General features: G+C 45.8%; 19 protein-coding genes and 1 pseudogene. 13 read left to right on the top strand and 7 right to left on the bottom strand.

Annotated features, from left to right (window positions below; translation table 11 throughout):
• Positions 1-2 precede the first annotated feature (2 nt).
• Complete coding sequence (locus IPJ71_15120) at positions 3-524, bottom strand: peroxiredoxin (protein MBK7844992.1); 522 nt, start codon at positions 522-524, stop codon at positions 3-5.
• A 209-nt stretch (positions 525-733) separates the two neighbouring features.
• Between IPJ71_15120 and xth the strand changes: the two genes are divergently transcribed.
• The 4 genes from xth (at position 734) to IPJ71_15100 (ending at position 3,220) form a co-directional block, all read left to right on the top strand.
• Positions 734-1,507, top strand: coding sequence for an exodeoxyribonuclease III (xth, locus tag IPJ71_15115; protein MBK7844991.1), 774 nt, complete (start codon positions 734-736; stop codon positions 1,505-1,507).
• Positions 1,508-2,017: an FxsA family protein gene (locus IPJ71_15110; GenBank protein ID MBK7844990.1), complete on the top strand. Its 510-nt coding sequence runs from the start codon at positions 1,508-1,510 to the stop codon at positions 2,015-2,017.
• 57 nt (positions 2,018-2,074) lie between these two features.
• A complete protein-coding gene (locus tag IPJ71_15105) occupies positions 2,075-2,533 on the top strand; it encodes an SH3 domain-containing protein (GenBank protein ID MBK7844989.1) in 459 nt (152 codons plus the stop codon).
• Positions 2,534-2,848: 315 nt separating this feature from the next.
• The gene (locus tag IPJ71_15100; protein ID MBK7844988.1) at positions 2,849-3,220 is read left to right on the top strand and encodes a TraR/DksA family transcriptional regulator; all 372 of its coding nucleotides are present in this window, start codon (positions 2,849-2,851) and stop codon (positions 3,218-3,220) included.
• On the opposite strand, the gene IPJ71_15095 is transcribed toward IPJ71_15100, so the two are convergent.
• On the bottom strand, positions 3,198-3,653 hold the full coding sequence (locus IPJ71_15095; protein MBK7844987.1) for a YkgJ family cysteine cluster protein: 456 nt from the start codon (positions 3,651-3,653) through the stop codon (positions 3,198-3,200). The two genes, IPJ71_15100 and IPJ71_15095, sit on opposite strands and share 23 nt — an antisense overlap.
• Positions 3,654-4,054: 401 nt before the next feature.
• On the opposite strand from IPJ71_15095, the gene IPJ71_15090 reads away from it, so the two are divergent.
• Genes IPJ71_15090 through IPJ71_15080 form a run of 3 tightly spaced genes read left to right on the top strand, consistent with a single transcriptional unit; the run spans position 4,055 to position 7,592 of the window.
• Entirely contained in the window at positions 4,055-5,494 is a 1,440-nt protein-coding gene (locus IPJ71_15090) for a peptide ABC transporter substrate-binding protein (protein MBK7844986.1), read from the top strand.
• A gap of 53 nt (positions 5,495-5,547) precedes the next feature.
• On the top strand, positions 5,548-6,573 hold the full coding sequence (locus IPJ71_15085; GenBank protein ID MBK7844985.1) for an ABC transporter permease subunit: 1,026 nt from the start codon (positions 5,548-5,550) through the stop codon (positions 6,571-6,573).
• Positions 6,573-7,592 carry an ABC transporter permease subunit gene (locus IPJ71_15080; GenBank protein ID MBK7844984.1) on the top strand — a complete coding sequence of 340 codons (1,020 nt, stop codon included), beginning with the start codon at positions 6,573-6,575 and terminating at the stop codon, positions 7,590-7,592. Before IPJ71_15085 ends, IPJ71_15080 begins: the two co-directional genes overlap by 1 nt.
• Before the next feature lie 57 nt (positions 7,593-7,649).
• On the opposite strand, the gene speA is transcribed toward IPJ71_15080, so the two are convergent.
• Positions 7,650-9,551, bottom strand: a complete 1,902-nt coding sequence (gene speA, locus IPJ71_15075; protein MBK7844983.1) for a biosynthetic arginine decarboxylase — start codon at positions 9,549-9,551, stop codon at positions 7,650-7,652.
• A 30-nt stretch (positions 9,552-9,581) separates the two neighbouring features.
• Positions 9,582-11,984: pseudogene (locus IPJ71_15070) on the bottom strand (leucine--tRNA ligase).
• Between the two features lie 244 nt (positions 11,985-12,228).
• On the opposite strand from IPJ71_15070, the gene IPJ71_15065 reads away from it, so the two are divergent.
• Both IPJ71_15065 and IPJ71_15060 read left to right on the top strand, forming a co-directional pair.
• Positions 12,229-13,221, top strand: coding sequence for a diguanylate cyclase (locus tag IPJ71_15065; GenBank protein ID MBK7844982.1), 993 nt, complete (start codon positions 12,229-12,231; stop codon positions 13,219-13,221).
• Positions 13,222-13,247: 26 nt separating this feature from the next.
• Positions 13,248-14,315 (top strand): cation transporter, encoded by a 1,068-nt coding sequence (locus IPJ71_15060; GenBank protein MBK7844981.1) that lies wholly within the window; start codon positions 13,248-13,250, stop codon positions 14,313-14,315.
• On the opposite strand, the gene ggt is transcribed toward IPJ71_15060, so the two are convergent.
• Positions 14,312-15,973, bottom strand: a complete 1,662-nt coding sequence (ggt, locus tag IPJ71_15055; protein ID MBK7844980.1) for a gamma-glutamyltransferase — start codon at positions 15,971-15,973, stop codon at positions 14,312-14,314. The genes IPJ71_15060 and ggt overlap by 4 nt on opposite strands.
• Positions 15,974-16,130: 157 nt before the next feature.
• On the opposite strand from ggt, the gene trmB reads away from it, so the two are divergent.
• On the top strand, positions 16,131-16,826 hold the full coding sequence (trmB, locus tag IPJ71_15050; GenBank protein MBK7844979.1) for a tRNA (guanosine(46)-N7)-methyltransferase TrmB: 696 nt from the start codon (positions 16,131-16,133) through the stop codon (positions 16,824-16,826).
• A 59-nt stretch (positions 16,827-16,885) separates the two neighbouring features.
• Here the strand turns inward: trmB and IPJ71_15045 are convergent, their stop codons facing one another.
• Both IPJ71_15045 and IPJ71_15040 read right to left on the bottom strand, forming a co-directional pair.
• The gene (locus tag IPJ71_15045) at positions 16,886-18,346 is read right to left on the bottom strand and encodes a hypothetical protein (GenBank protein ID MBK7844978.1); all 1,461 of its coding nucleotides are present in this window, start codon (positions 18,344-18,346) and stop codon (positions 16,886-16,888) included.
• Between the two features lie 63 nt (positions 18,347-18,409).
• The gene (locus IPJ71_15040) at positions 18,410-18,667 is read right to left on the bottom strand and encodes a (2Fe-2S)-binding protein (GenBank protein ID MBK7844977.1); all 258 of its coding nucleotides are present in this window, start codon (positions 18,665-18,667) and stop codon (positions 18,410-18,412) included.
• Between the two features lie 134 nt (positions 18,668-18,801).
• Between IPJ71_15040 and IPJ71_15035 the strand changes: the two genes are divergently transcribed.
• The 3 genes from IPJ71_15035 (at position 18,802) to IPJ71_15025 (ending at position 21,073) form a co-directional block, all read left to right on the top strand.
• Entirely contained in the window at positions 18,802-19,500 is a 699-nt protein-coding gene (locus tag IPJ71_15035) for an SDR family oxidoreductase (protein MBK7844976.1), read from the top strand.
• A gap of 78 nt (positions 19,501-19,578) precedes the next feature.
• Positions 19,579-20,514, top strand: coding sequence for a thioredoxin-disulfide reductase (gene trxB / locus IPJ71_15030; protein ID MBK7844975.1), 936 nt, complete (start codon positions 19,579-19,581; stop codon positions 20,512-20,514).
• A gap of 58 nt (positions 20,515-20,572) precedes the next feature.
• Complete coding sequence (locus tag IPJ71_15025; GenBank protein MBK7844974.1) at positions 20,573-21,073, top strand: response regulator; 501 nt, start codon at positions 20,573-20,575, stop codon at positions 21,071-21,073.
• The last annotated feature ends 30 nt before the right edge of the window (positions 21,074-21,103 follow it).

Genomic DNA, 21,103 nt, shown 5'->3' with positions numbered 1-21,103 from the left:
GATCAAGTGATGGAGACGTGTTTTGCTCCGGGTCGCCATCCTGCGCCACAAAGCTCACCCGTCTTGAGGCCTTGCAAAACGCGAAGAATTTCATTCGTGTCCCGACCGACCTTCAGGTTATGCAAGGCAATGTATTGGATCACTCCTTCTGGATCAATAATATAAGTTCCCCTCGTCGCAATTCCGGCATCTTCAATGAGAACGCCATAATCGCGACAAACCCGCTTGGTCACATCCCCAATCAAGGGGTATCCTAAATCACCCAAGTCGTCCTTGATCCAGCGACGATGGGAGTGGACGGAGTCTATAGAAACACCAATCACTTCAGCGCCGGCCTCTTTAAACTTGGGAAGACTGTCTCGGAATTGAGTGATTTCGGTGGGGCAGACATAAGTAAAATCAAGAGGATAGAAGTACAAAACAACCCATTTGCCTTTGTAATCCGTGAGACTGATGTCTTTGAAGTCTCCGCCGACGACTGCGGGGGCTCTGAACTGAGGGGCCGGTTGACCTATCATTGGCATGGATTCCTCCTTAATTAACAAAAACATCGAAACTCAAGGTTTCTCATTTGAACACTGGAATTCGAATCTGCCACATCGCGAATTGAGCGGCAAGAAATACAAACTTTACCAAAGTGGCACGGCCCAGGGTATGAATTATACTGCGGTGTTGCACTCCATATTGCCCGGGGAGGCTCAGCTGTGGGATAGATTCGATCTGACGCGGAGGAATTGTGAAGCTTGTAACTTGGAATGTGAACGGAATTCGATCAGTGGCAAAAAAGGGCTTCTTTGATTATGTGAAGCAGGAGAATCCGGATATTTTCTGCCTGCAAGAGACGAAGGCCCACCCTCATCAATTGAGTCAAGAACTCTTGCAACTTCCAGAAAGGGAGGTTTATTGGTCGTCCGCTCATCGGCCGGGTTACAGCGGGACAGCAACTTACCTCAAAGACAAGCCATTGAAGGTTCATCATGGAATAGGTATTCGAAAATTTGACCATGAGGGCCGCTTTGTCATCACAGAACATCGAAAGTTTGTTCTTTATAACGTCTATTTTCCGAATGGTTCGGCGAGCGAAGTGAGGCATACTTTCAAGCAGGATTTTTTGGAGAAATTTTGGCGTCACTTGAAATCAGGAATTGAAGAGGGGCGAGAGATCATTGTGGTGGGCGATTACAATGTGGCCTATCGCAACATTGATGTTTTTGATCCGGTGAGACTGAGTCAGGTGAGCGGCTTTTTACCAGAAGAGAGAGAATGGTTTGGGAGATTTTTAGATTTGGGATTTGTTGACCTGGTGGCCGAGTTTTATCCCGAGGAGAAGGGCATGTACACTTGGTGGTCTTATCGTGAAAGAATGGCTCGGGCCGATAATCGAGGATGGAGAATCGATCATATTTGCGTAAGCAAAGGGCTATTGAGTTGTGTTCAATCTGTAGAGATACAAAGGGATCAGCTTGGTTCGGATCATTGTCCAGTTAGCGCAAGCTTGGAGATTTAGATGTTTGCTTGGATAGTTCTGTTGATATTTGTATTGCCCGTTCTTGATTTGATCCTGCTGATTCGAGTGGGGGGAGTCATTGGGGGCGGAGCGGTTCTGCTGGCCGTTTTGGCGAGTGGATTCTTGGGAGTTTTCTTAGCTAAAAGCCAGGGTCGAGTGATTTGGCGAAAGATAAATGACAATCTACTCAAGGGGGAGATGCCGGCCGATTCTCTTCTCGAAGGGGCCTTCACTGTATTGGGTGGCATTATGCTTGTTGTGCCCGGATTTTTAACTGATATCCTGGGCCTATTTCTGTTGTTTCCGATTTCGAGACGAATAATCATTGCGCTCATCAAACGTTCTATTGAATCAAAAGTACGAAGTGGAGAGTTTAGAGTCTACAAGTCCTCCTTTGAATTTCGCAAAGAGGAGAAATCATCATCGGAAACCTCGCCCCTTTCTCGAGGGGAGGGGGAAATCATAGATATAAGTCCAATCAAGCCGATGAAAGATCTTGATAAGACTTGATAAGAATTGATGCATCACCCGTGCGGAGTTGCTAGGCTCAGAGGAAAGGAGATAGCAGTGAAGTGGCAGGTTCTGGTTTGCTTTTCTTGTTTTGTGACATCGACGGCTCAAGGCCTTTGCGTCAATGTTTTTGAGGCCAATTTAAGGTCATCGCCAGACCCCAATTCCCCTATCACATGGACTGTGGGAAAGTTTACTCCCCTTGTTCGATTGGAAAAAAAGGGCGCTTGGTACAAGGTAGAGGACCAAGATGGGGATCAACATTGGGTCTCTGCGAGAGCGGTGACGACTCAGTATCAGTGTGTTTCGGTGAAGGGAAGGACTGCCAATCTCAGAGCTGGGCCCGGAACAGAGTTTCCTATCGCGGCTTACGCGACAGCTGATAAATATTGGCCCTTCAAGCGAATTGACCGCCGAGATGATTGGTACCAAGTAGAAGATGACTTCGGGAACTCCTTTTGGGTTCACGATTCGGCAGTTTGGCGTCCTGTCACTGTGAGTCGAATTGGGTTTTAGTAAGCCGCTCCATAAATAATGAAGATTTGTTTTAGTTATTTATGAACGAACTGCCTAGAAATTAAGCACATGATCTGTGATCATTCTCTCGATGAGACGATGTGTTTTTCAGCACTATGAAAGATTGGGATTTGATTCATGGAAATAGAGCAAGTATTCGCCAGCACGCTCCATGGCTTTCATTTTTCTTGCAAGTAGAGAAGTTAAAAGATTTAAGAGCATGTAAGAATTTATCTTGCCAAGACAGCAGCGGTTGTGTGTAAATAGTTCAGTTCCATTTTGGCACTGAAATGCATACAAGGGGGGGGAGCTAAAATGAGCAGTCTATCAGGTGATTTAATCAACAAATGCAAAAGAAAATTACTCGAAACAAAAGCGGAGCTTTTGAATCGAGTGAAGGAAGCTCGAATGGATCTGCATACATCCGAGGATCGCGGGGGCGACGAAGGAGACCAGACGATGAGGGCTCTTGCCGAGAGCGAGTTTCTGAGCATGACGGAGCGTCTGCGAAAGCAACTCATGGAAATCGAGATTGCTTTGTCTCGCATTGAAAGTGGGAATTATGGGATCTGTGAGGAGACCGAAGAGGCGATTGAACCCGATCGGTTGTTGGCAATTCCTTGGACCCGCTTAAGTATTGAAGGAGCTGAGATTCGCGAGAGTCTTAGGAAAAAGTACGCTCGCTGATCAATTGGCGATCGGATTTAATCTGCTGGTCTCTCTGCTCTCTTATTTCGTGAGCAGAGCGGACCTGGCCCTTGTTAGCTCCAGGACAAAAATTGACAACTTCCTTTTTCCATGACTTTGGAGATAGCGTCTCAGGCCAAAAAGGCCAGGTGCGACATTGAGTGGGTCGAGCTTCATAAACTTTGCATTTGTTTTTGAGTAAAAAAATGCACTCCGGTTTATTCTGAATTTCTTTAAGATGAAAAAAGCCATCACTTTTGTCGCAGTATTTTTTTACAAAAGAGGAGGTGGTCAATTCCAGTATCTTAGCAAGGCGTTTCCGATCCTCCTTGGTTAGATAAACGAATCCGTATTGTCCCCGAGATATACAGCAATTTCCGCTTCCTTGACACTCAAACTTTAGCCCTTTGGCAAACCAGGGTTTCTGCGACATAGCTACTCAACCTCATATTATTGAGGGTAAATATAGACTCGATTCAACCATTAAGTCGATAAAAACCTAAATATTCCTACGACCATGTCTGTATCACCTTGAAAAAATTTTTGTGTCGGATAGATTGAATTGGCATGGCTCCTTGAGCGAGTCAGGTGAAAGAGGGGGAAGTTGTAATGAAAATCTTTAGAATGGCGTTGTTTGCGATTGGCATTTTTTTAAATTTGGGGCAGGCATTTGCAACGAGCAGTAAAATTCAGAATCCTATTCTTGGCAACGTAAAGGCTCCCGTTGGGGGCACGTTTTACTATGTCCTGCAATCAGAGCCCGAAAAGCTCAATCCGTTGACGAGCACCGACAACTATTCAAGCCAAGTTTCTCAGTTTGTGATCGATGGCCTTATGGCAACAAATCTTGAAACAAATGAAATGGACCCGGCCCTTGCTGAAAGCTACGAAGAGGATCCCAAGGGGATGTGGTATGTATTTCATTTGAGAAAAAATGTGAAATGGCACGATGGCAAACCCCTCACTGCAAAAGATGTGAAATTTAGTTTTGATGCCGTGGCTGATAAAGATAGCAAATTCGATACGGCTCATATCCGACCCTATTTTGAAAACATTGATAAAGCTGAGATCATTGATGAAAACACGATTAAATTCTTGGTAAAGAAAAAATATTTCAATAACTTCAAGGTATTGGCTAGCGGTGGCTTTTTAGGTATCGTTCCCGAGCACATTTACGGAGATGCTTCTCAAAAGAACACGAAGACTCTCATTGGGTCGGGTCCTTATCAGCTTGAGAAGTATGATAAGGGAAAGGGAATTCTTCTTAAGAGAAACCCGGAGTGGTGGGGATATAAAGATTCAAGGTATGCCGGTCAGTTTAAGTGGGAAAAAATTCAATTTCGATTTATCAAAGAGGAAATGGCACAGTTGGCGAGACTGGAGAAAGGCGAAATCGATCTCATTCCTGAAATCACTCCTGAGGCCTATGTTCAAAAGACCAATCATCAGCCATGGGGAACAACGGCAGTCAAAAAGAAAGTTGATCACCAGGGGCCTCGCCCTTACGGATTTGTCGGCTGGAATTTTGCGAATTCCTTATTTAAGGAAAGGGACGTTCGAATTGCGATGGCCCATCTCATGAATCGAGAATTGATGATTGAAAAATTTCGGTTTGGTTTATCTCTTTTGGCGACAGGTCCCTGGTATCAGCAAAGCCCATACGCAAATCCTTCGGTGAAACCAATTCTGTACGATCCAAAGAGTGCCATGGTTCTCCTGAAGAAGCAGGGTTGGGATGATTTGGACAAAGACGGCATTCTTGAGAAAAAAATTGATGGGAAGGTCGTTCCATTTAAATTTACGTTGATGATGGCGAGCAAGGACGCTGAGAAATATATGACGATTTATAAGGAGGACCTCAAAAAATCCGGAATTGATATGGAGATAAAGCTGGTTGAATGGAATAGCTTTGTAAAGGCCCTCGATGAGCGAAAGTTTGATGCAGTAAGCCTCGGATGGGGAGGGGGGAGCGTTGACAATGATCCAAAACAGATTTGGCACTCAGAAAGTGCTCAACCCGGCGGCTCTAATTTCATCAGCTATAAAAATCCTGAAGTAGATAAATTGATTGATTTGGGTCGGCAGGAACTAGATCGAGCTAAAAGGATCAAAATCTATCAAGAGATTTACGAAAAAATCGCGGAGGATGCTCCGTATGCTTTCTTATTTAACAACAAGTCCTTCCTTTACGCCCACACATCCAAAATGAAAATGGAGAAACCTACTTATTCCTTTGGAGTTGGGATTGAGACATGGTGGATTCGAAAGGATTAGGCAGTTGGTAAAATTGGCCTGTGTGTCTCGGACCCTGGGTCGGAGGTGTGTTCATGCTGAGGTACGTTGTTCGGCGCTTCTTTATGATGATCCCAACCCTGATAGGAATAACTCTTCTTTCTTTTGCTATTATTAATCTGGCGCCTGGAAGTCCCGTCGAACAGAAAATAATGAAGATGAGATTCGGTGGGGCTATGGGAGGTGGTGGATCCAATCAGACTTCTGAGCTAGGGGTTTCATCTAAAGTAGTAGAGGCATTAAAAAAGCAATATGGCTTTGATAAACCCATTTACGTTCGATATGGTTTGTGGCTTAAAAACATTGTCACACTCAATTTTGGAGAAAGTTTTAGCTATGAGGAGCCTGTGACTTCTGTCATAGCAAGCAAATTTCCCGTTTCTTTGCAATTTGGGATTATTTCGCTCTTAATGACTTACTTTGTTTGCGTTCCTTTGGGAATTGCAAAGGCGATTCGGGACGGTTCAAAATTTGATATGATCTCCAGTTTTTTTCTTATGATTCTTTATTCTATACCGCCTTTGATTTTAGCGATTCTATTAAGGGTTTATCTGGCCGGAGGGGCTTTTCTGGATTTGTTCCCTCTGGGAGATCTCTATTCTGACAATTACATGGAAATGGGCGTTTGGGATCAATTGATAGATCGATGCAGCCATTTTGTTTTGCCACTCATCTGTTATGTCATTGGAAATTTTACTGTACTTACCTTTTTGATGAAAAACTCTCTTTTAGATGAAATTAGACTGGATTACGTGCGAACGGCGCGAGCGAAGGGGCTAGCTGAGAAGTCAGTGGTTTACAAACATGCCTTGAGAAATGCTCTCATTCCAATTGCCACAGGCTTAGCGTCCTTTTTGGGCTTTTTCTTTGCAGGTTCGGTTGTCATAGAACAAGTGTTTAATTTGGATGGAATGGGTCTATTGAGTTACAAGGCCGCTCTTGATCGAGACTACAATGTGATCATGGGTCTGATTTTTTTCCAGAGTATCTTGATGCTAGTTGGCCGGTTCCTCAGCGATCTTAGCTACACCCTTATTGATCCAAGGATTGATTTTTCATGATGATTGAGAGGTATATACAAAATGAACTCACTTTAAAGCGGTGGAGGCGCTTCAAGCAGATGAGGCGCTCGGTAGTTTCAATATGGGTTTTGGGATTTTTGTTGTTCTTGAGTTTAACGGCCGAAATTTGGTCCAATTCCAAGCCCATAGCAATGAAATACCGCGGGCGTTTGTATTTCCCAGTTTTCAAAACCTATCATCCAACGGAATTTGGTCAATCAGATATTTACGTGACTAATTATCGTCGGTTGGAAATGAGTTCTGATGATTGGGCAGTTTGGCCTTTGGTTCGTTGGGATCCTCTGGAGTCAAACAATGGGTTGGCTTCTTACCCGGCGCCACCGACTTCACAGAACTGGTTTGGGACGGACGATCGCGGTCGCGATGTTCTGTCTCGCCTGATCTACGGATTTCGATACAGCATCGGGTTTTCCGTTTTGGCTTGGTTTTTTTCATACTTTTTAGGCGTTGTTTTTGGATCAATCATGGGCTTTATGGGTGGCAAGAGCGATCTGATCGGACAGAGAGTTGTAGAAGTATTTGAGTCAGTTCCAGTATTTATTTTGCTAATTACCCTCGTCTCCATTTTTGGGGCTGGACTTTGGACACTCGTGATTTTTACTTCGGTATTTGGCTGGATGCTTATTTCACTTTATGTGAGAGCCGAGTTTTTGAAATTGCGAAAACGGGAATTTGTGGAAGCAGGTCGTGCGTCGGGGTTGTCGTCTTGGCAGGTGATGTTCAAACATGTGCTGCCCAACGCCTTGGGCCCAATTTTAACGTTTTCACCTTTTTCGATTGCGGGGAATGTCTATTCCTTAGCGGCTCTCGATTATTTAGGATTCGGACTGCCCCCGCCCACTCCAAGTTGGGGAGAATTGCTCCAGCAAGCCAACAATTACTTCACTATTGCTTGGTGGCTCGCTGCTTTTCCTTCGGCTGCCATGATCATCACACTGACAGTTCTCAATCTCATCGGGGAGGGAGTTCGAAACGCCTTCGATCCAAGGCATGTCTGAGGTCTTTTTAGAGCAGATCAGTTTGGCCTGCAAAAATGCGCATCTCAATATCAAAGCTCATTCGGGGTCCTCAAGATAAGTGTATCCTGACAAGCCAACCTCATAGTTTTTCATCAGCAATCGGGCCTCTTGTCGAGTGAGGCGGTTTTCAGTGATCGCCGCTTCGGTAAACTGCCTTAATTTTTCAACGAGCTCGCTCTTATTGTATTCGACGAAAGACAGCACTTCAGCAACGGAGTCCCCCTCAACGACATGATCAAGATTGTAGCCATTCTCATGAATGGACACATGAACGGTATCTGTATCGCCAAAGAGATTATGAAGATCACCTAAAATTTCCTGGTAGGCTCCACACAGGAAAGCCCCGATATAATAGGGCTCAGATTCTTTCAAAGAGTGAACCTCCAAATATTTCTGGGTCTCCCCAGTGCTGACGTCAATAAACTCTGCAATTTTTCCGTCTGAATCACAAGTAAGGTCAACGAGTACAGCGCGTCGGTCGGGCTTCTCGGTGTGGCGATGGATAGGCATGACGGGAAAAATCTGGCCGAGGGCCCACGAATCGGGAAGTGATTGGAACACAGAAAAATTGCAAAAATAGGTGTCAGAGAGTTCGGCCTCCAGCTCGTAGCGAATTTCGTCATCCCCGGTCCGCTTGGCGAGTTGGGCCATTTTTGTTGTAATTGCCCAACAGAGATCTTCAGCTTTGGCTCGTTGTTCTAGACTGAGAACTCCGTAGGTGAAAAGCTGCAGAGTATCTCGCTTCTTCTCAATCAAATCGTTGTAAAATTCGTTGAGATTTTGCTCGCTTAAATTTTGATAAATCTCCCAGAGTTCTTCGACAAGCCGACTGTCTTTTCCCTTTTCAACAGGCGAGACATCCTTTTTAGCGACCTCATTGAGTCCTAAAACATCAAAGACGAGGACAGCGCCGTGAGCCACTGTGGCCCTTCCTGATTCTGTGACGATATGAGGGTGCGGAACATTTTTTTCATCACATACCGACTGAAGAATCGACACGATATCATTGGCATATTCTTGTTCACTGTAATTTGTCGAACTTTCACTTTTTCCAGATCCATCGTAGTCAACGCCGAGTCCACCTCCGACGTCAATGTAGGTTGGAGTTGCCCCTAGCGCATAGAGCTCGGTAAAGAGACGGGCTCCTTCCTTCATGGAGGCCTTCACCGCTTGAATAGAAGGGATCTGGGAACCGATATGATAGTGAAGGAGAGCCAGAGAGTCCAACATGCCTTCTGCTTTTAATTTATCGACACAATTGACAATTTCCGAAGGAGTGAGGCCAAATTTTGATCTTGCTCCCGACGACTCTACCCAACGGCCTGATCCCTGCGTAATCAATTTTGAACGCAAACCAATTTTTGGTCTGATATCAAGCCGTTTGGCAACTTCAAGAATTGTGTCAAGCTCACTCCGGCGATCGACAACCACGATCGTGTCTTTTCCCATTTTTCTCGAAAGGAGAGCTGTTTCAATATATTCCCAATCTTTAAATCCATTGCATATGATGAGCGCGTTTGGGGTATCGAGCATCGCCAAGCCGACCAAGAGTTCGGGTTTGCTTCCGCACTCAAGACCCAAAAGGGTTTTTTGTCCGAAGGCGACGATTTCCTGAACGAGGTGCCTTTGTTGGTTCACTTTGATCGGATACACACCACGATAATGGGACTTGTATCCGCATTCGTTGATTGCCTTTCGAAAGCATTCAGCAATAAGGCCAATTCGTGCCTTTACGATATCGGGAAACCGAATAAGAATCGGGGAACGAATTCCCCGTTCGCGTAAGTCTTGAACGAGATTGAACAGATCCAGCTTGGGCCCAGTCGCCCCCTGAGGAGAAACCTCGATGTTTCCAGATTCATTAAGGCCAAAATATCCGCTACCCCAGTTTTTTATTCCGTAAAGTTGTAAACTTTGTTCTCTAGACCAATTCAATATATCTCTCCATTTTAGCTCTGGAATGTATTTTTACTTTACTATAAGGTTCAAGATCTTTCCGGGCTTGTAGATGACTTTCCCCACTGTCTTCCCATCTATCGCATTCCCAACGCCTGTCAATGATTTCGCGATCTCGACCGCATTTTCTTCGGGGCAATCCGGGGAGACTTCAATTGTTCCCCGCATTTTTCCGTTTACCTGAACTCCCAAAGTGATCGTTTCATCAAGAACAAGGCTAGGATCAAATTCAGGCCAGTTCTCGAGAGAAACTAAACTTTTTCCTCCGAGTTTTTCCCAAAGCTCTTCGGCGATATGAGGGGCAAAGGGCATCAGAAGCTGAAGGAGAGGTCGTAAAATTAGCCGAGAACGAGAATTCTCCTTATACATCTCGTTGACCAAAATCATCATTGAGGAAATAGCCGTATTAAAGCTAAGAGATTCGATATCCGCTGTTACCTTTTTGATAGTCTTGTGCAGAACTTTGGTCAGTTCTAGGGAGGGCACTCTCGTCGGCAATGGTCGCACCCTGATCATCGACACAAGCTCTCCAAAGTCGTTCTAAGAAACGTCTGACACCTTCAATCCCTTGGTTGGCCCAGGGCTTTGCTTTGTCGAAGGGCCCCATAAAACAAATGTAGACGCGGCAACAATCGGCCCCATATTTTTCTCGAACATCGTCTGGATTAATCACGTTACCGAGGGATTTTGACATTCTGCGCCCATCAGGACCCAGGATATCACCTTGATGAGCAAGCTTGAGGAAAGGTTCGTCATGTGCGGTGAGGCCTGCATCAAACAAAACCTTTTGCCAAAATCGAGCATACAGCAAGTGACCAACCGTGTGCTCGGGCCCTCCCACATAAAGATCGACTGGCATCCAGTATTTGTCTGCATCTTTGCTAAAGGGTGCGGAGCCATTTCCTGGATCGGTGTACCGAAGAAAATACCAGGACGATCCGGCTGACCCAGGCATTGTGTCAGCGCATCGCTTTCCTTTTTCGCCGGTTTTCGGGTTTACATAGTTAACAAAATGTTCGACCCGGGCGAGGGTGGTTCGCCCGCTTCCGATGGCTCGTAATCCGCTACTTGTGGAAGCAAAACAGGCAATTCGTCAAAATCAAGGGGACTGGTCTTTCCCTTTTGGTAGTGTACGACAGGGATCGGCTCTCCCCAATATCGCTGTCTGCTGAAAAGCCAATCGCGCAATTTGAATTGGACTTTGCCCTGTCCAGCGCCGGTCTTTTCGAGGTGACTGATCATGAGCTGAATGGCCTTTGCCTTGCTTTGGCCATTGAGAAAATCCGAATTGATCAGAATGCCATCTCCCTCGTAGGGCAAGTCAAAATCCGATTGCAGGACCTGTTTGATCTTTAGGCGATGCTTTTGGGCAAACTCAAAATCGCGACTATCGTGAGCTGGGACTGCCATAATAGCCCCAGTGCCATAGTCCATAAGGACATAGTCAGCAATCCAAACAGGAACTTCCTCTCCATTGACGGGATTTATTGCAAAAGAGCCGGTGAATACTCCAGTTTTGTCAGCTCCAACTTTTCGATCTATCTCCGATTTGGCGGCTGTGACTCGGCAATATTGATCAACAGCCTCTTTCTGTGAAGATCCAGTGAGTCGGGTCAAGAGAGGGTGTTCGGGAGCAATGACGATAAAGGTCGCTCCAAAAAGAGTATCAGGCCGAGTGGTAAAAACCTCTATCTCTAAATCGTCTTGTTTCTTTATCTTAAATCGGAGACTAGCTCCCTCGCTCTTTCCAATCCAATTTCTCTGTGCTTCTTTTGTCCGTTCTGGCCAATCGAGTTTATCAAGATCTTTTAATAAACGTTCAGCATATTCAGTTATCTTGAGCATCCATTGTCGCATTGGTACACGGAGAACCTCATGTCCTCCTCGTTCGCTTTTGCCATCAACGACCTCTTCATTTGCCAAGACGGTCTTGAGTGCGGGACACCAGTTAACAGGAACTTTCTTCTCGTAGACCAAACCTCTTTCGTATAGCTTTAAAAAAATAAATTGAGTCCATTTGTAAAAATTGGGTTCGCAAGTCGAGATCTCTCGTTTCCAATCGAAGCTGAATCCAAAGGACTTCAGCTGTCGACGAAAATTCCCAATTGCACTTTTTGTCGTCTCTGCTGGATGAATGCCTGTTTTGATTGCGTACTGTTCGGCAGGTAGTCCAAAGGCGTCGTATCCCATTGGATGAAGAACATTGAACCCCTTGGCCCTTTTAAATCGTGCCAAAATATCTGTTGGAGTATAGGAAGCCAGGTGCCCCACGTGAAGTCCCGCGCCCGAAGGATAAGGAAACATATCCAAAGCGTAATACTTGGGTTTATGGGGGTCGATTTCGGCCTGAAATGCCTTCATTTTTTCCCAGGTTCTCTGCCACTTTTCATCGATTTGGTTATGATGGTAGGCCATTCGTTTATCGACCGGCATGTAGACCGATCGCTCCACATCGAGTCAGGAGAGAGAAACAAGGCGGCATCCGACTCTTTAAGTTAAATTTTTGTTAAACATCCGGTTCATATCTAGTTCAGATTGTAACGATTTATCAAGGACTTTGCCTCAAGACTTTGACGTCGACTTAAATCTGAAGCTGTCTTTGGACCAGGGCTAGCGATTTTGTTCAACAGGACAGGCCGAGACAGGGTATCCTGAACGCATGAGTGAACCTATTCCGACCTCAAAAACCAAGATATTGGTTGTCGATGATGATCCGGCCAGCGTCCGCATTGTTCGCGTGGCACTTGAATGTGAAGGGTATCCAGTTGTTGTTGCTAAATCGGGCGAGGAGGCAATCGAAAAGATGTCGGCCTGGCAACCTCATCTGGTGCTGCTTGATGTCAGCATGCCCGGTCTTGATGGCCTTGAGACACTTAAATATTTGCGAGAGCGCAGCGAGTACGTGTCCACCCTCTTTGTCTCGGGTAAGTCGGACGTGAATGACGTCGTTCGTGGATTGGATGCGGGGGCCGATGATTACATACGAAAACCGTTTGACCCAAAGGAGCTTCTCTCAAGAGTTCGAACTCAGTTACGAATTAAGCAGTTGAATGACGACCTTAGCTGCGCAAATCTGAAGCTCAAAGACCTTGTTGATAAAGATGATTTAACTGGCCTGTTCAATATGCGCTCCCTTTATGACAAACTGGATAATGAGCTTGATAGGGCTCGCCGCTATGAGCGTTGTGTCAGCGTATTGATGATGGATATGGATCATTTTAAATCAGTGAATGATAACCATGATCATCTATTTGGAAGTTTCGTTCTTGCAGAGGTCGGTCGCATTATCAGAACCAATATTCGGAGCGTTGATTATGGAGCGAGATACGGCGGGGATGAGTTTCTTATCGTTCTAAATGAAATTGGGCTAGCAGGCGCGAGGTCTTTTGCCGACCGATTGCGCCGAATCATAGGCGATCATGAATTCAAGACCGACGGACATTTGGCTCGCCAAACTGTTAGTATTGGACTCGCCGTCACAGAGAAGGGAACTCAATCAGTAGACGCTCGAGCTTTGGTTCGTTATGCAGACCATGCCCTTTACCAGGCAAAGGAAGCGGGTCGCAACTGTGTTGTTGTATTTGACTTATCAAATCGCCAAAATCAGCTTAGTATGCCCTCTGACAATAAACTTATGAGAAAGGTGCGCTAGAGGATCTTTCCAGAGGAGATGGCAAAATGGGCAATGCTGAGCCTTCCCGCGAGTCTAGGGGAGCATCGAGCACGATTTCCGGCGGTGGCCAAAGTCAATCATCTTCAATAATAAAGGGAGCTGCTATTTCTTCCCTGTTGGGAGGCTCCTTTTTGATGTTGTTTAAATTCTGGGGCTATACCCAATCCGGTTCTCAGGCCGTTTTCTCGGATGCTATGGAAAGCATCGTTAATGTTATCGCGGCTGGTTTGGCCCTGTTTGTGGTCTATTATTCGGCTAAACCTGTAGACGAGGATCATCCCTATGGTCACGGAAAAATCGAATTTTTTTCAGCGGCCTTTGAGGGCGGACTTATTTCCTTCGCCGGGGTTCTTATTGTCATCGAAGCGATCTACGCTTTGGCCAATCGTCAAATCATACACAATCCAAGGGTGGGCCTTGTCGTTGTGGGCATTGCGGGAGTGGTCAATCTTGGCATGGGATTGGTGATCATTAGACTTGGAAAAAAGCATAATTCCATAGCCCTGATTGCGAGCGGTAAACATCTTATTTCAGATTTTGTTACGAGTGTCGGTGTGATTGGCGGGCTATGCCTTGTATTTTTGACAAGATTTAAATGGATAGACAGCGCAACGGCAATTCTGGCTGGTATGTTACTCATGTGGGAGGGCGTCAAGCTGGTTCGCAGGTCCGTGGCCGGGCTTTTAGACGAGGAAGATCCTGAATCATTGGCAGAGCTTGAGCGGATTTTTCAGAAATTGTCTTTCGAAGGGATCATTCAAATTCATCATTTAAAGGTCATTCGATCTGGGGCCTTCCACCATATCGATGCTCACCTGGTGATTCCTGAATTTTGGAATATCACTGAGGCACATCGGAAGACCACAAATTTTGAGCGCCAGGTCATTGAGAACTATCTCTATGGCGGAGAAATGAATTTCCATCTTGATCCCTGTCGGAGAGCCTATTGTCGCGTCTGTGACCTGAAGGATTGTCCGATTCGATACGAAGAATTTGAAAAGCGTATGCCGGTTCAACTCGAGCATTTACGTTCACGAGTTGAACCCAATGAGTTTCTAAAGCAGAGGCGTTAGAGTCCTCCCGATGCGCCTTCTCCGCGCAAATCGTGAGCTGCTTCCACAAAACCCTTCTCATTTTTTCTAATACCGTAGACTCGTCCCATCCAACTTTCCTCGACGATATGTTGCTTTTTTCTCAAGCCGTCTAAGGTCTCGGGCGCAAATCTGCGGCTGTCAACATAGAGCGTATGGGGCAGAAATTGGTGGTGAACTCTTGGCGCCTGGATAGCTTCATCCATATTTAGCCCCGTCACCAAACTTCGGTAAAGAACTTGAATAACACCACTGATAATTCGTGGACCCCCGGGAGAGCCAATGGATAAAACGATTTTATCATCTTTAGCCACAAGAGCGGGACTCATCGAACTCAGTGGTCTTTTCCCTGCTTGAACAAAATTGCCTTGACCCTGTATCAGCCCATACATATTTGGCTCATTGGGCCGCGTGGTAAAATCATCCATTTCGTTATTGAGAGCTATTCCAAACCGATCGCTGACCACGGCTGAACCGTAAACACCATTGAGTGTCACTGTGAGGGCGACAGAGCGCCCATCACTGTCCATCACTGAAACATGAGTCGTGTTTTCGCTTTCCTTAGCCGCGGATTCTGTCAGAGGGTCCAATTTAGCCGTCTTTCGAATGTTTATCGATTTGGCCAGTTCTTTGACATAGTTGCTGGACAACAGTAGGTCCAAGGGATTTTTGTAGAAATCGGGGTCGCCTAAGAGAGAACGTCCTCGGAAGGATCGACTGAGGATTTCGCCGAGGAGGTGGAGCTCGTCGACGCTGAATGGTTTTTGCTTATCTAGCTCAAGTTGGTCTATAAGACTCAGTGCAGACTTTATGACGACGCCGCCGCTTGAAGGAGGCGGCATCAGATAGAGGTGATATCCCTTGAAATCGGTTTCGAGTGGCTTCAGCCATCGGACCGAATAGTTTTTTAAATCATTTAAAGTGACGACTCCACCTGAGCTTTGAATGGCTTTGACAATGTCTTGGGCTACTTCACCCTGATAGAAGCCCTGAATATTCTTGTCACGAAAGATTCTCAAGGCTTTTGCAAGGTCCCTTTGTTGAAAGGTTTCACCCGGTAAGTAGGGCTGTGGCTGCGTACCCACTTTAAAATAGCGCCGCTTTCCCGCTGCATTGAATCGGATTAAAGTAGACTTTGTTTTTTCATGCCATTCTCCAGATACTCGAAATCCTCTTTCAGCTAAAACAAGAGGGGCGTCAAAGAGCTGTGACCATTTCAATTTTCCGTATTTCTTATGCATGGCCCAGAGACCGGCAGGAAATCCCGGCACTCCCACTGCTTTTCCTCCTGTGATTGAAGCCTCCTTATCCTTGTCAGCATAAAAGGTGGGAGAAGTTGCTGCTGGAGCCACCTCTCGAAAATCCAGTGCCTCGGCCGGTCCATCCATTTTGATCAGTGCGAAGCCACCTCCACCTAAAGCCGCGTAATAGGGATTGGTGATACTCAAAGAGAGTCCCACTCCAACGGCAACATCCACGACGTTCCCACCTTTTTCCGAAATTATCTTGGCGATTTCGATGGCATGGGGTGATGGTCCAGAGACCATCATTTTAGTGCCTTCAGCTGGCACGGCGAGGGCTATCCATTGAGGGGCGATAGTTAAGAAAAAGGCGAACAAGCGAGCGGCCAAATTTTTCATCTATTTCTCCTAAAAAAGTGATCAGCCACTGTAATTGGCACTTATCTTTGAATTTTTCAACCTAATGGGCGAGATCAGATGCAGATCAGATATTATTTACCGATACCAAAACAGGAATGGTTGCTCAAAACCCCGCGATTTGCTAGGAAGAGCCCATATGGAGACCACTTCAGCTCATCTGCGTCTTTCACGATCCAAGGAGATTCCTCGGCCAAATGCTTATGTCAAAGCTCTCGATGGGGACTTTTCTGAATGGGCATTTAACGAAGAAAGAGCCCTTCATTTGAAAGGGCTTTGGCGGGAGAAGGTATTTGGACAGGGCACTGATTACCCGGTTGATCTAGAGGTAGGAACCGGAAATGGCTATTTCTTTGCTCATCGATGTCAGGTCGAATCCGATCGTGGTTTGGTGGGTATTGAGATTAAATTTAAGCCTCTGATTCAAACGATTCGACGGGCCCTAAGGGGAGGGGCGAGCAATGCGCGGGTGGCGCGATTCAATGCTTCTCTTGTGGATCTTCTTTTTGAGGATGGAGAGTTGAATAATATTTTTATTCATCATCCAGATCCGTGGGACAAAAAAAAGAAGCATAAGCATCGTTTGATTCAGGATTCGTATTTGGCGAAGCTATTCCAGCTTCAACGATCAGATTGTTTCTTAGAATTCAAAACAGATAGCCGCGACTATTTTGATTGGTCGGTTGAGAGATTCAAAAAAAGTTCATACCGAATAGGAGGGTTAACCTACGATCTCCATCGGTCGGAGTTTGGACAGAACAATTTCGTCACTCATTTCGAACAAATATTTATCCGCCAAGGTCATCCAATTCACTACGCAATTTTGTACAAGTAGTCAAAATGCTTGAGTCGCCCTCGCCTAAGGCTAAGGCTAAGGCTAAGGCTAAGGCACTGTTAACGGCAAATAGAAGAGATGATTGGCCATCCCAGCATAGTTTCGCTGCCCATGCGCTCACTGTAATCACTTATTTTGGGAGCCCTCATTGCGATTATCCATGTTAACGGAAGAGGCGATTCCCTTTTCCAGGTCGAAAAGGGGATCAACAAATTGGTTTTAATTGGATTTTCCACCATCACCTTGATCGATGGAGAATTTCCGTTCCTATGCCGGAAATAATATCCGCCCTCTCGATGATCAAGATGTCCGTAGGCAATAGCCGCACCAAACGCGGTGCCACTTACGATGGGACATCTGCACTCAAGGTTGACTGTTGAGCGGTAGCTAACCCGAATTGATTTTTGAGGCAGAAGCTCAAGAACCCATGCGTCCCCGTCTTCGGCAATGATTTTGTAATTTGCATTTGATTGAGGAGAAATTTCTCCTTGGGCCACGCGAATTAGTGGTCCAGGACGAGCTTGAACTGGGGTGAAACAGAGGGGCTGAATATCAAATTCTGCGACCTTTGGAATGGCCAGGAGCTGGGGATATCCATGAGCATTTTCGATACTGAGGTTTCCGAGATCAATGGCTGGAAGGGGAAGCTCAAGAGAATACCGGTTAATTTCCTGTGTGGAGGACCAATTGTATTCAAGTTTTCCTGGTTCTGATTTTAAGACAAAATAGGGGGACCACGATGAGATTCGCCCGTCCTTTTTGCCGACAAACCGGCAAGTCTGCAGGGGAAATTCCTGAACGGGATTTGTGGTTTGGGCCTTTTCATGAATCCAAAGGGGTTTTCCGACCACGAGCGCATTGTTCGGCACAACAGTGAGGGGACTTCGAAAGCGCGTACAGGTGAGCTCGAGAATTTGATCCGGGGGAAATTGAACCATCGCTTTGGTGAAATATTCATTTGTGATAAGGGCAAATTCAGCGAGATCTTCAATTGGCTTTTTGGTTATCAAATCTTGAATGATAATTTGACCTGAATGATCAAGATAGATCGGGGTTTCATAGGTAAAGGTATGCACAGCTCCCGTCAAATCCTGCTTGGCCGTGAAGTTAAACGAGCAGGGAATATCTATCGGGTAACTATCCTGCGGGTCAAAAAAGAATTCTTGGGGGAGAAGCTCGGAAGCTCTTATCTTTGCGGGGAGTGGAATTCTTCCTTGTTGAACAATTTTTTTGTCTTTGGCTATACATGTAGTGATCCATAGTAGCGTGACCGGCGCGTGTAAAGTTTCTACTTTCAAATCTATATTGAGAAGATCTGAAGCAAGGAGACTGCCCCAATGGCGCGACAATGAGGGGATAAGCGATGAATTCATATTGAGAGTGTCTGATTTTGTGATTTCAATTTTAATTTCATGTCTACCGACATGGGGTTCGGAAGTCTTTGCTTTTTGGCAAGCAAGGAGTCCGAGATTTAAGACGAGAATCAGATGCCTCTTAAAATGAACACTAAAATAAGTCATAGTTGCCTCCTGGCGAATCAGGAGAGCAAATGCAATGCCGAGAATTCGAGAGAAGAGTCTGGTCTACCAGTAAGAAGACTCGATGGCCGTATCCCCAATCACCATCGCTTGACAGCTGAGTCTTTCTTGGTGGGATAAATGCAACTCACGCATCCTTTTCATTTCGATTTCAGTTGGCGGAGTGAGATTTTCAGGATGGGAGACAACTTGCAATCGACACTTCCCGCAAATGCCATCGCCTCCACAGGAGGAGGCCACCGGAAGTCCGGCAGCCAGAAGGCTCTTCATGAGCGGTGCCCGATGGTTCAAAAAAAGGCTCATATTTTTTTGGGGGAGATGAACATTTGGCATGAAATCACTGCCCCACTGTGAGGGGCTCTCCTTTGGGCTAGGCCTGGTCCTATGGGTCGTGTCACGTCTTGGAGGGAACTATTGAAGCATGGTATTCTCCAGCCATGGGAAATGGCAATAAAAGTTTGGCGGTTCTCGGTGCGAGTCGCGGGTTTGGGCGTTCATTCTGCCGCAGGATGTGGGAGGACTCAGAGGATAGGCGAGTATTTTTAGTGGCTCGCAAAGCAGAGCTTCTGAGCGAGCTGAAACAACATCTTCTTGAACTTAAACAGGGTACAAAGCAGAAAAATGATCTTGTTGAATTTTTTTCCTGCGATTTTTCAAGAGAAGAGGGGCAGATACAGGCCTTCCATCAACTTGAACTTTTTCGACCAGAGCGTGTTTTCTACTTTGCGGGCGGCGGACCCTATGGGGCCTATGAAAAGAAAGCTTGGAAAGATCATTTGTGGTCGTTTCAAGTTACATTCTTGTTTGCCGCGAGAGTTGTGCACTGGGCGATGGAACATGGAGTTCAACAAGTTGTGTTGATTGGATCTGCGATATCTGAATCGGCAGGTGATCCGCGAGGTGCTAGTTACAGCGCGGCAAAACATGGCTTGCTTGGTTTATATCGAAGCATTCATCTTGAGAACCCTTCCTTCGACTTAAGGCTTTTTAGCCCAGGGTATATGGATACAGATTTATTACCCCTTCACGCTCCGCCACGTCAGTCCGAACAGGTAAGGTCTCCTGAAGAGGTTGTTGAGATTCTTTGGAAATGGTCGAATTTAGATACTTTGGATCGCCATCTCGTTTCAGAATAGAATTTTTCCTTTAATTGCTTTTTTTTTGTCTTTGGCTAAACTGGCGCCAATTTATCTATCATCACGTGGAGGGCCATTATGGCTGATTCAGACTTAGAAAACTTGTTGATTGTTGGTTCGGGACCTGCTGGTTTGACTTCTGCTATATATGCGGCACGTGCAAATCTAAAGCCTCTTCTGATAGAGGGGGAAGAAGCCGGGGGACAGCTGATGACCACCAATGACGTCGAAAATTACCCCGGATTTCCTGACGGAGTGACGGGACCGGAACTGATGAGTCTGATGCGCAAACAGGCAGAGCGATTTGGGACTCGTTTTATCACCAGAAATGTGACTTCCGTGGATTTTTCCAAACGACCCTTCAAAGTGGTTGTTGGTAAGGATGTCTATTACTCGAAATCAATAATTGTATCGACAGGGGCCAGCGCGAAATATTTAGGCTTGCCGAGCGAGATGAGGCTTCGTGGTCGAGGGGTATCAGCCTGTGCAACTTGTGATGGCGCATTTTTTCGTAACCAGAAGGTGGCAGTTGTTGGCGGTGGTGACACAGCTATGGAAGAGGCCAGCTTTTTGACCCGATTTGCGACAAAGGTCTGGATCATTCATCGCAGGGATTCATTTCGCGCTTCAAAAATAATGGTCGATCGAGTTCTCCGAAATCCCAAAATTGAGGTAGTATATAATTCTGAATTGAAGGAAGTTTTGGGCGAGAATTCGGTGACGGGCATTCGGCTTTTCAATGGCCTTACAAATGAAACTCAAGAAATGGCCATGGACGGGGTGTTTTTAGCTATCGGTCATCGGCCAAACACAGAGATTTTCAAGGGTCAATTGCAGATGAATGAAATGGGATATCTGGTAACCAAAGAAAAATCGACCTCCACATCTGTAGAGGGGGTTTTTGCTTCGGGTGATGTTCAAGATCACGTGTATCGGCAGGCTATCACAGCTGCAGGGTCGGGTTGCATGGCTGCGATAGACTGCGAGCGATGGCTTGAACGATCTGATCATTGATTGAGCTGAGTTCACGAGGTTATGAATTGAGGTTCAAAGGAAGGGACTGAAATTATTCATGGGCAACTCCAGAAGAATGGATACAAGTGAATTTTTGAAAAAAGTAAAGCGCATGGCTAAAGATCGAATGTCTGAGGGAGAGGTTGTTTCCTTGGATTCATTTCGATCGCTCGAAAAGGGACATCCTCGACAAATTCTCATTATAGAAGATGACGAAGCGATGCGAAAGGCCATGAAAAGGATTTTTGAGGCAGATGGATACAAAGTGATGTCAGTGGCTGATGGTACGGCCCTGACTCAAGTCTTAGACGATACTCCGATTGATCTCATTATATTGGATATTGGCCTTCCTTGGATCAATGGATTTGAGATTGCCCACCTAATGAAACGAGACCAGAGTTTAAAGGAAATTCCCATCATTTTTGTCAGCGGTCGAACTGGAGATCTTGACGTTAGAAGGGGATTTGAATTGGGGGCGGTTGACTTTATTAAAAAGCCATTTGCAGTCGAAAAGATCAGGAAGACCGTTAAGACTATTTTATGTCTCAATAGGGTCTAGTCTGTTCATCGGATGAGTAATTGGTAGAGG

It is taken from the genome of Bdellovibrionales bacterium, from assembly GCA_016714165.1.
Classification (GTDB): Bacteria; Bdellovibrionota; Bdellovibrionia; order Bdellovibrionales; family UBA1609; genus JADJVA01.
This window is presented reverse-complemented; position numbering and strand designations above follow the sequence as displayed.

What these genes read in the sequence shown, in the direction of transcription:
- IPJ71_15120 (MBK7844992.1), bottom strand. Translation starts at nt 524, where the DNA reads ATGCCAATGATAGGTCAACCGGCCCCTCAGTTCAGAGCCCCCGCAGTC.
- IPJ71_15110 (MBK7844990.1), top strand. Translation starts at nt 1,508, where the DNA reads ATGTTTGCTTGGATAGTTCTGTTGATATTTGTATTGCCCGTTCTTGAT.
- IPJ71_15100 (MBK7844988.1), top strand. Translation starts at nt 2,849, where the DNA reads ATGAGCAGTCTATCAGGTGATTTAATCAACAAATGCAAAAGAAAATTA.
- IPJ71_15095 (MBK7844987.1), bottom strand. Translation starts at nt 3,653, where the DNA reads ATGTCGCAGAAACCCTGGTTTGCCAAAGGGCTAAAGTTTGAGTGTCAA.
- IPJ71_15090 (MBK7844986.1), top strand. Translation starts at nt 4,055, where the DNA reads ATGGCAACAAATCTTGAAACAAATGAAATGGACCCGGCCCTTGCTGAA.
- IPJ71_15085 (MBK7844985.1), top strand. Translation starts at nt 5,548, where the DNA reads ATGCTGAGGTACGTTGTTCGGCGCTTCTTTATGATGATCCCAACCCTG.
- IPJ71_15080 (MBK7844984.1), top strand. Translation starts at nt 6,573, where the DNA reads ATGATTGAGAGGTATATACAAAATGAACTCACTTTAAAGCGGTGGAGG.
- IPJ71_15065 (MBK7844982.1), top strand. Translation starts at nt 12,229, where the DNA reads ATGAGTGAACCTATTCCGACCTCAAAAACCAAGATATTGGTTGTCGAT.
- IPJ71_15060 (MBK7844981.1), top strand. Translation starts at nt 13,248, where the DNA reads ATGGGCAATGCTGAGCCTTCCCGCGAGTCTAGGGGAGCATCGAGCACG.
- ggt (MBK7844980.1), bottom strand. Translation starts at nt 15,973, where the DNA reads ATGAAAAATTTGGCCGCTCGCTTGTTCGCCTTTTTCTTAACTATCGCC.
- trmB (MBK7844979.1), top strand. Translation starts at nt 16,131, where the DNA reads ATGGAGACCACTTCAGCTCATCTGCGTCTTTCACGATCCAAGGAGATT.
- IPJ71_15045 (MBK7844978.1), bottom strand. Translation starts at nt 18,346, where the DNA reads ATGACTTATTTTAGTGTTCATTTTAAGAGGCATCTGATTCTCGTCTTA.
- IPJ71_15040 (MBK7844977.1), bottom strand. Translation starts at nt 18,667, where the DNA reads ATGAGCCTTTTTTTGAACCATCGGGCACCGCTCATGAAGAGCCTTCTG.
- IPJ71_15035 (MBK7844976.1), top strand. Translation starts at nt 18,802, where the DNA reads ATGGGAAATGGCAATAAAAGTTTGGCGGTTCTCGGTGCGAGTCGCGGG.
- trxB (MBK7844975.1), top strand. Translation starts at nt 19,579, where the DNA reads ATGGCTGATTCAGACTTAGAAAACTTGTTGATTGTTGGTTCGGGACCT.
- IPJ71_15025 (MBK7844974.1), top strand. Translation starts at nt 20,573, where the DNA reads ATGGGCAACTCCAGAAGAATGGATACAAGTGAATTTTTGAAAAAAGTA.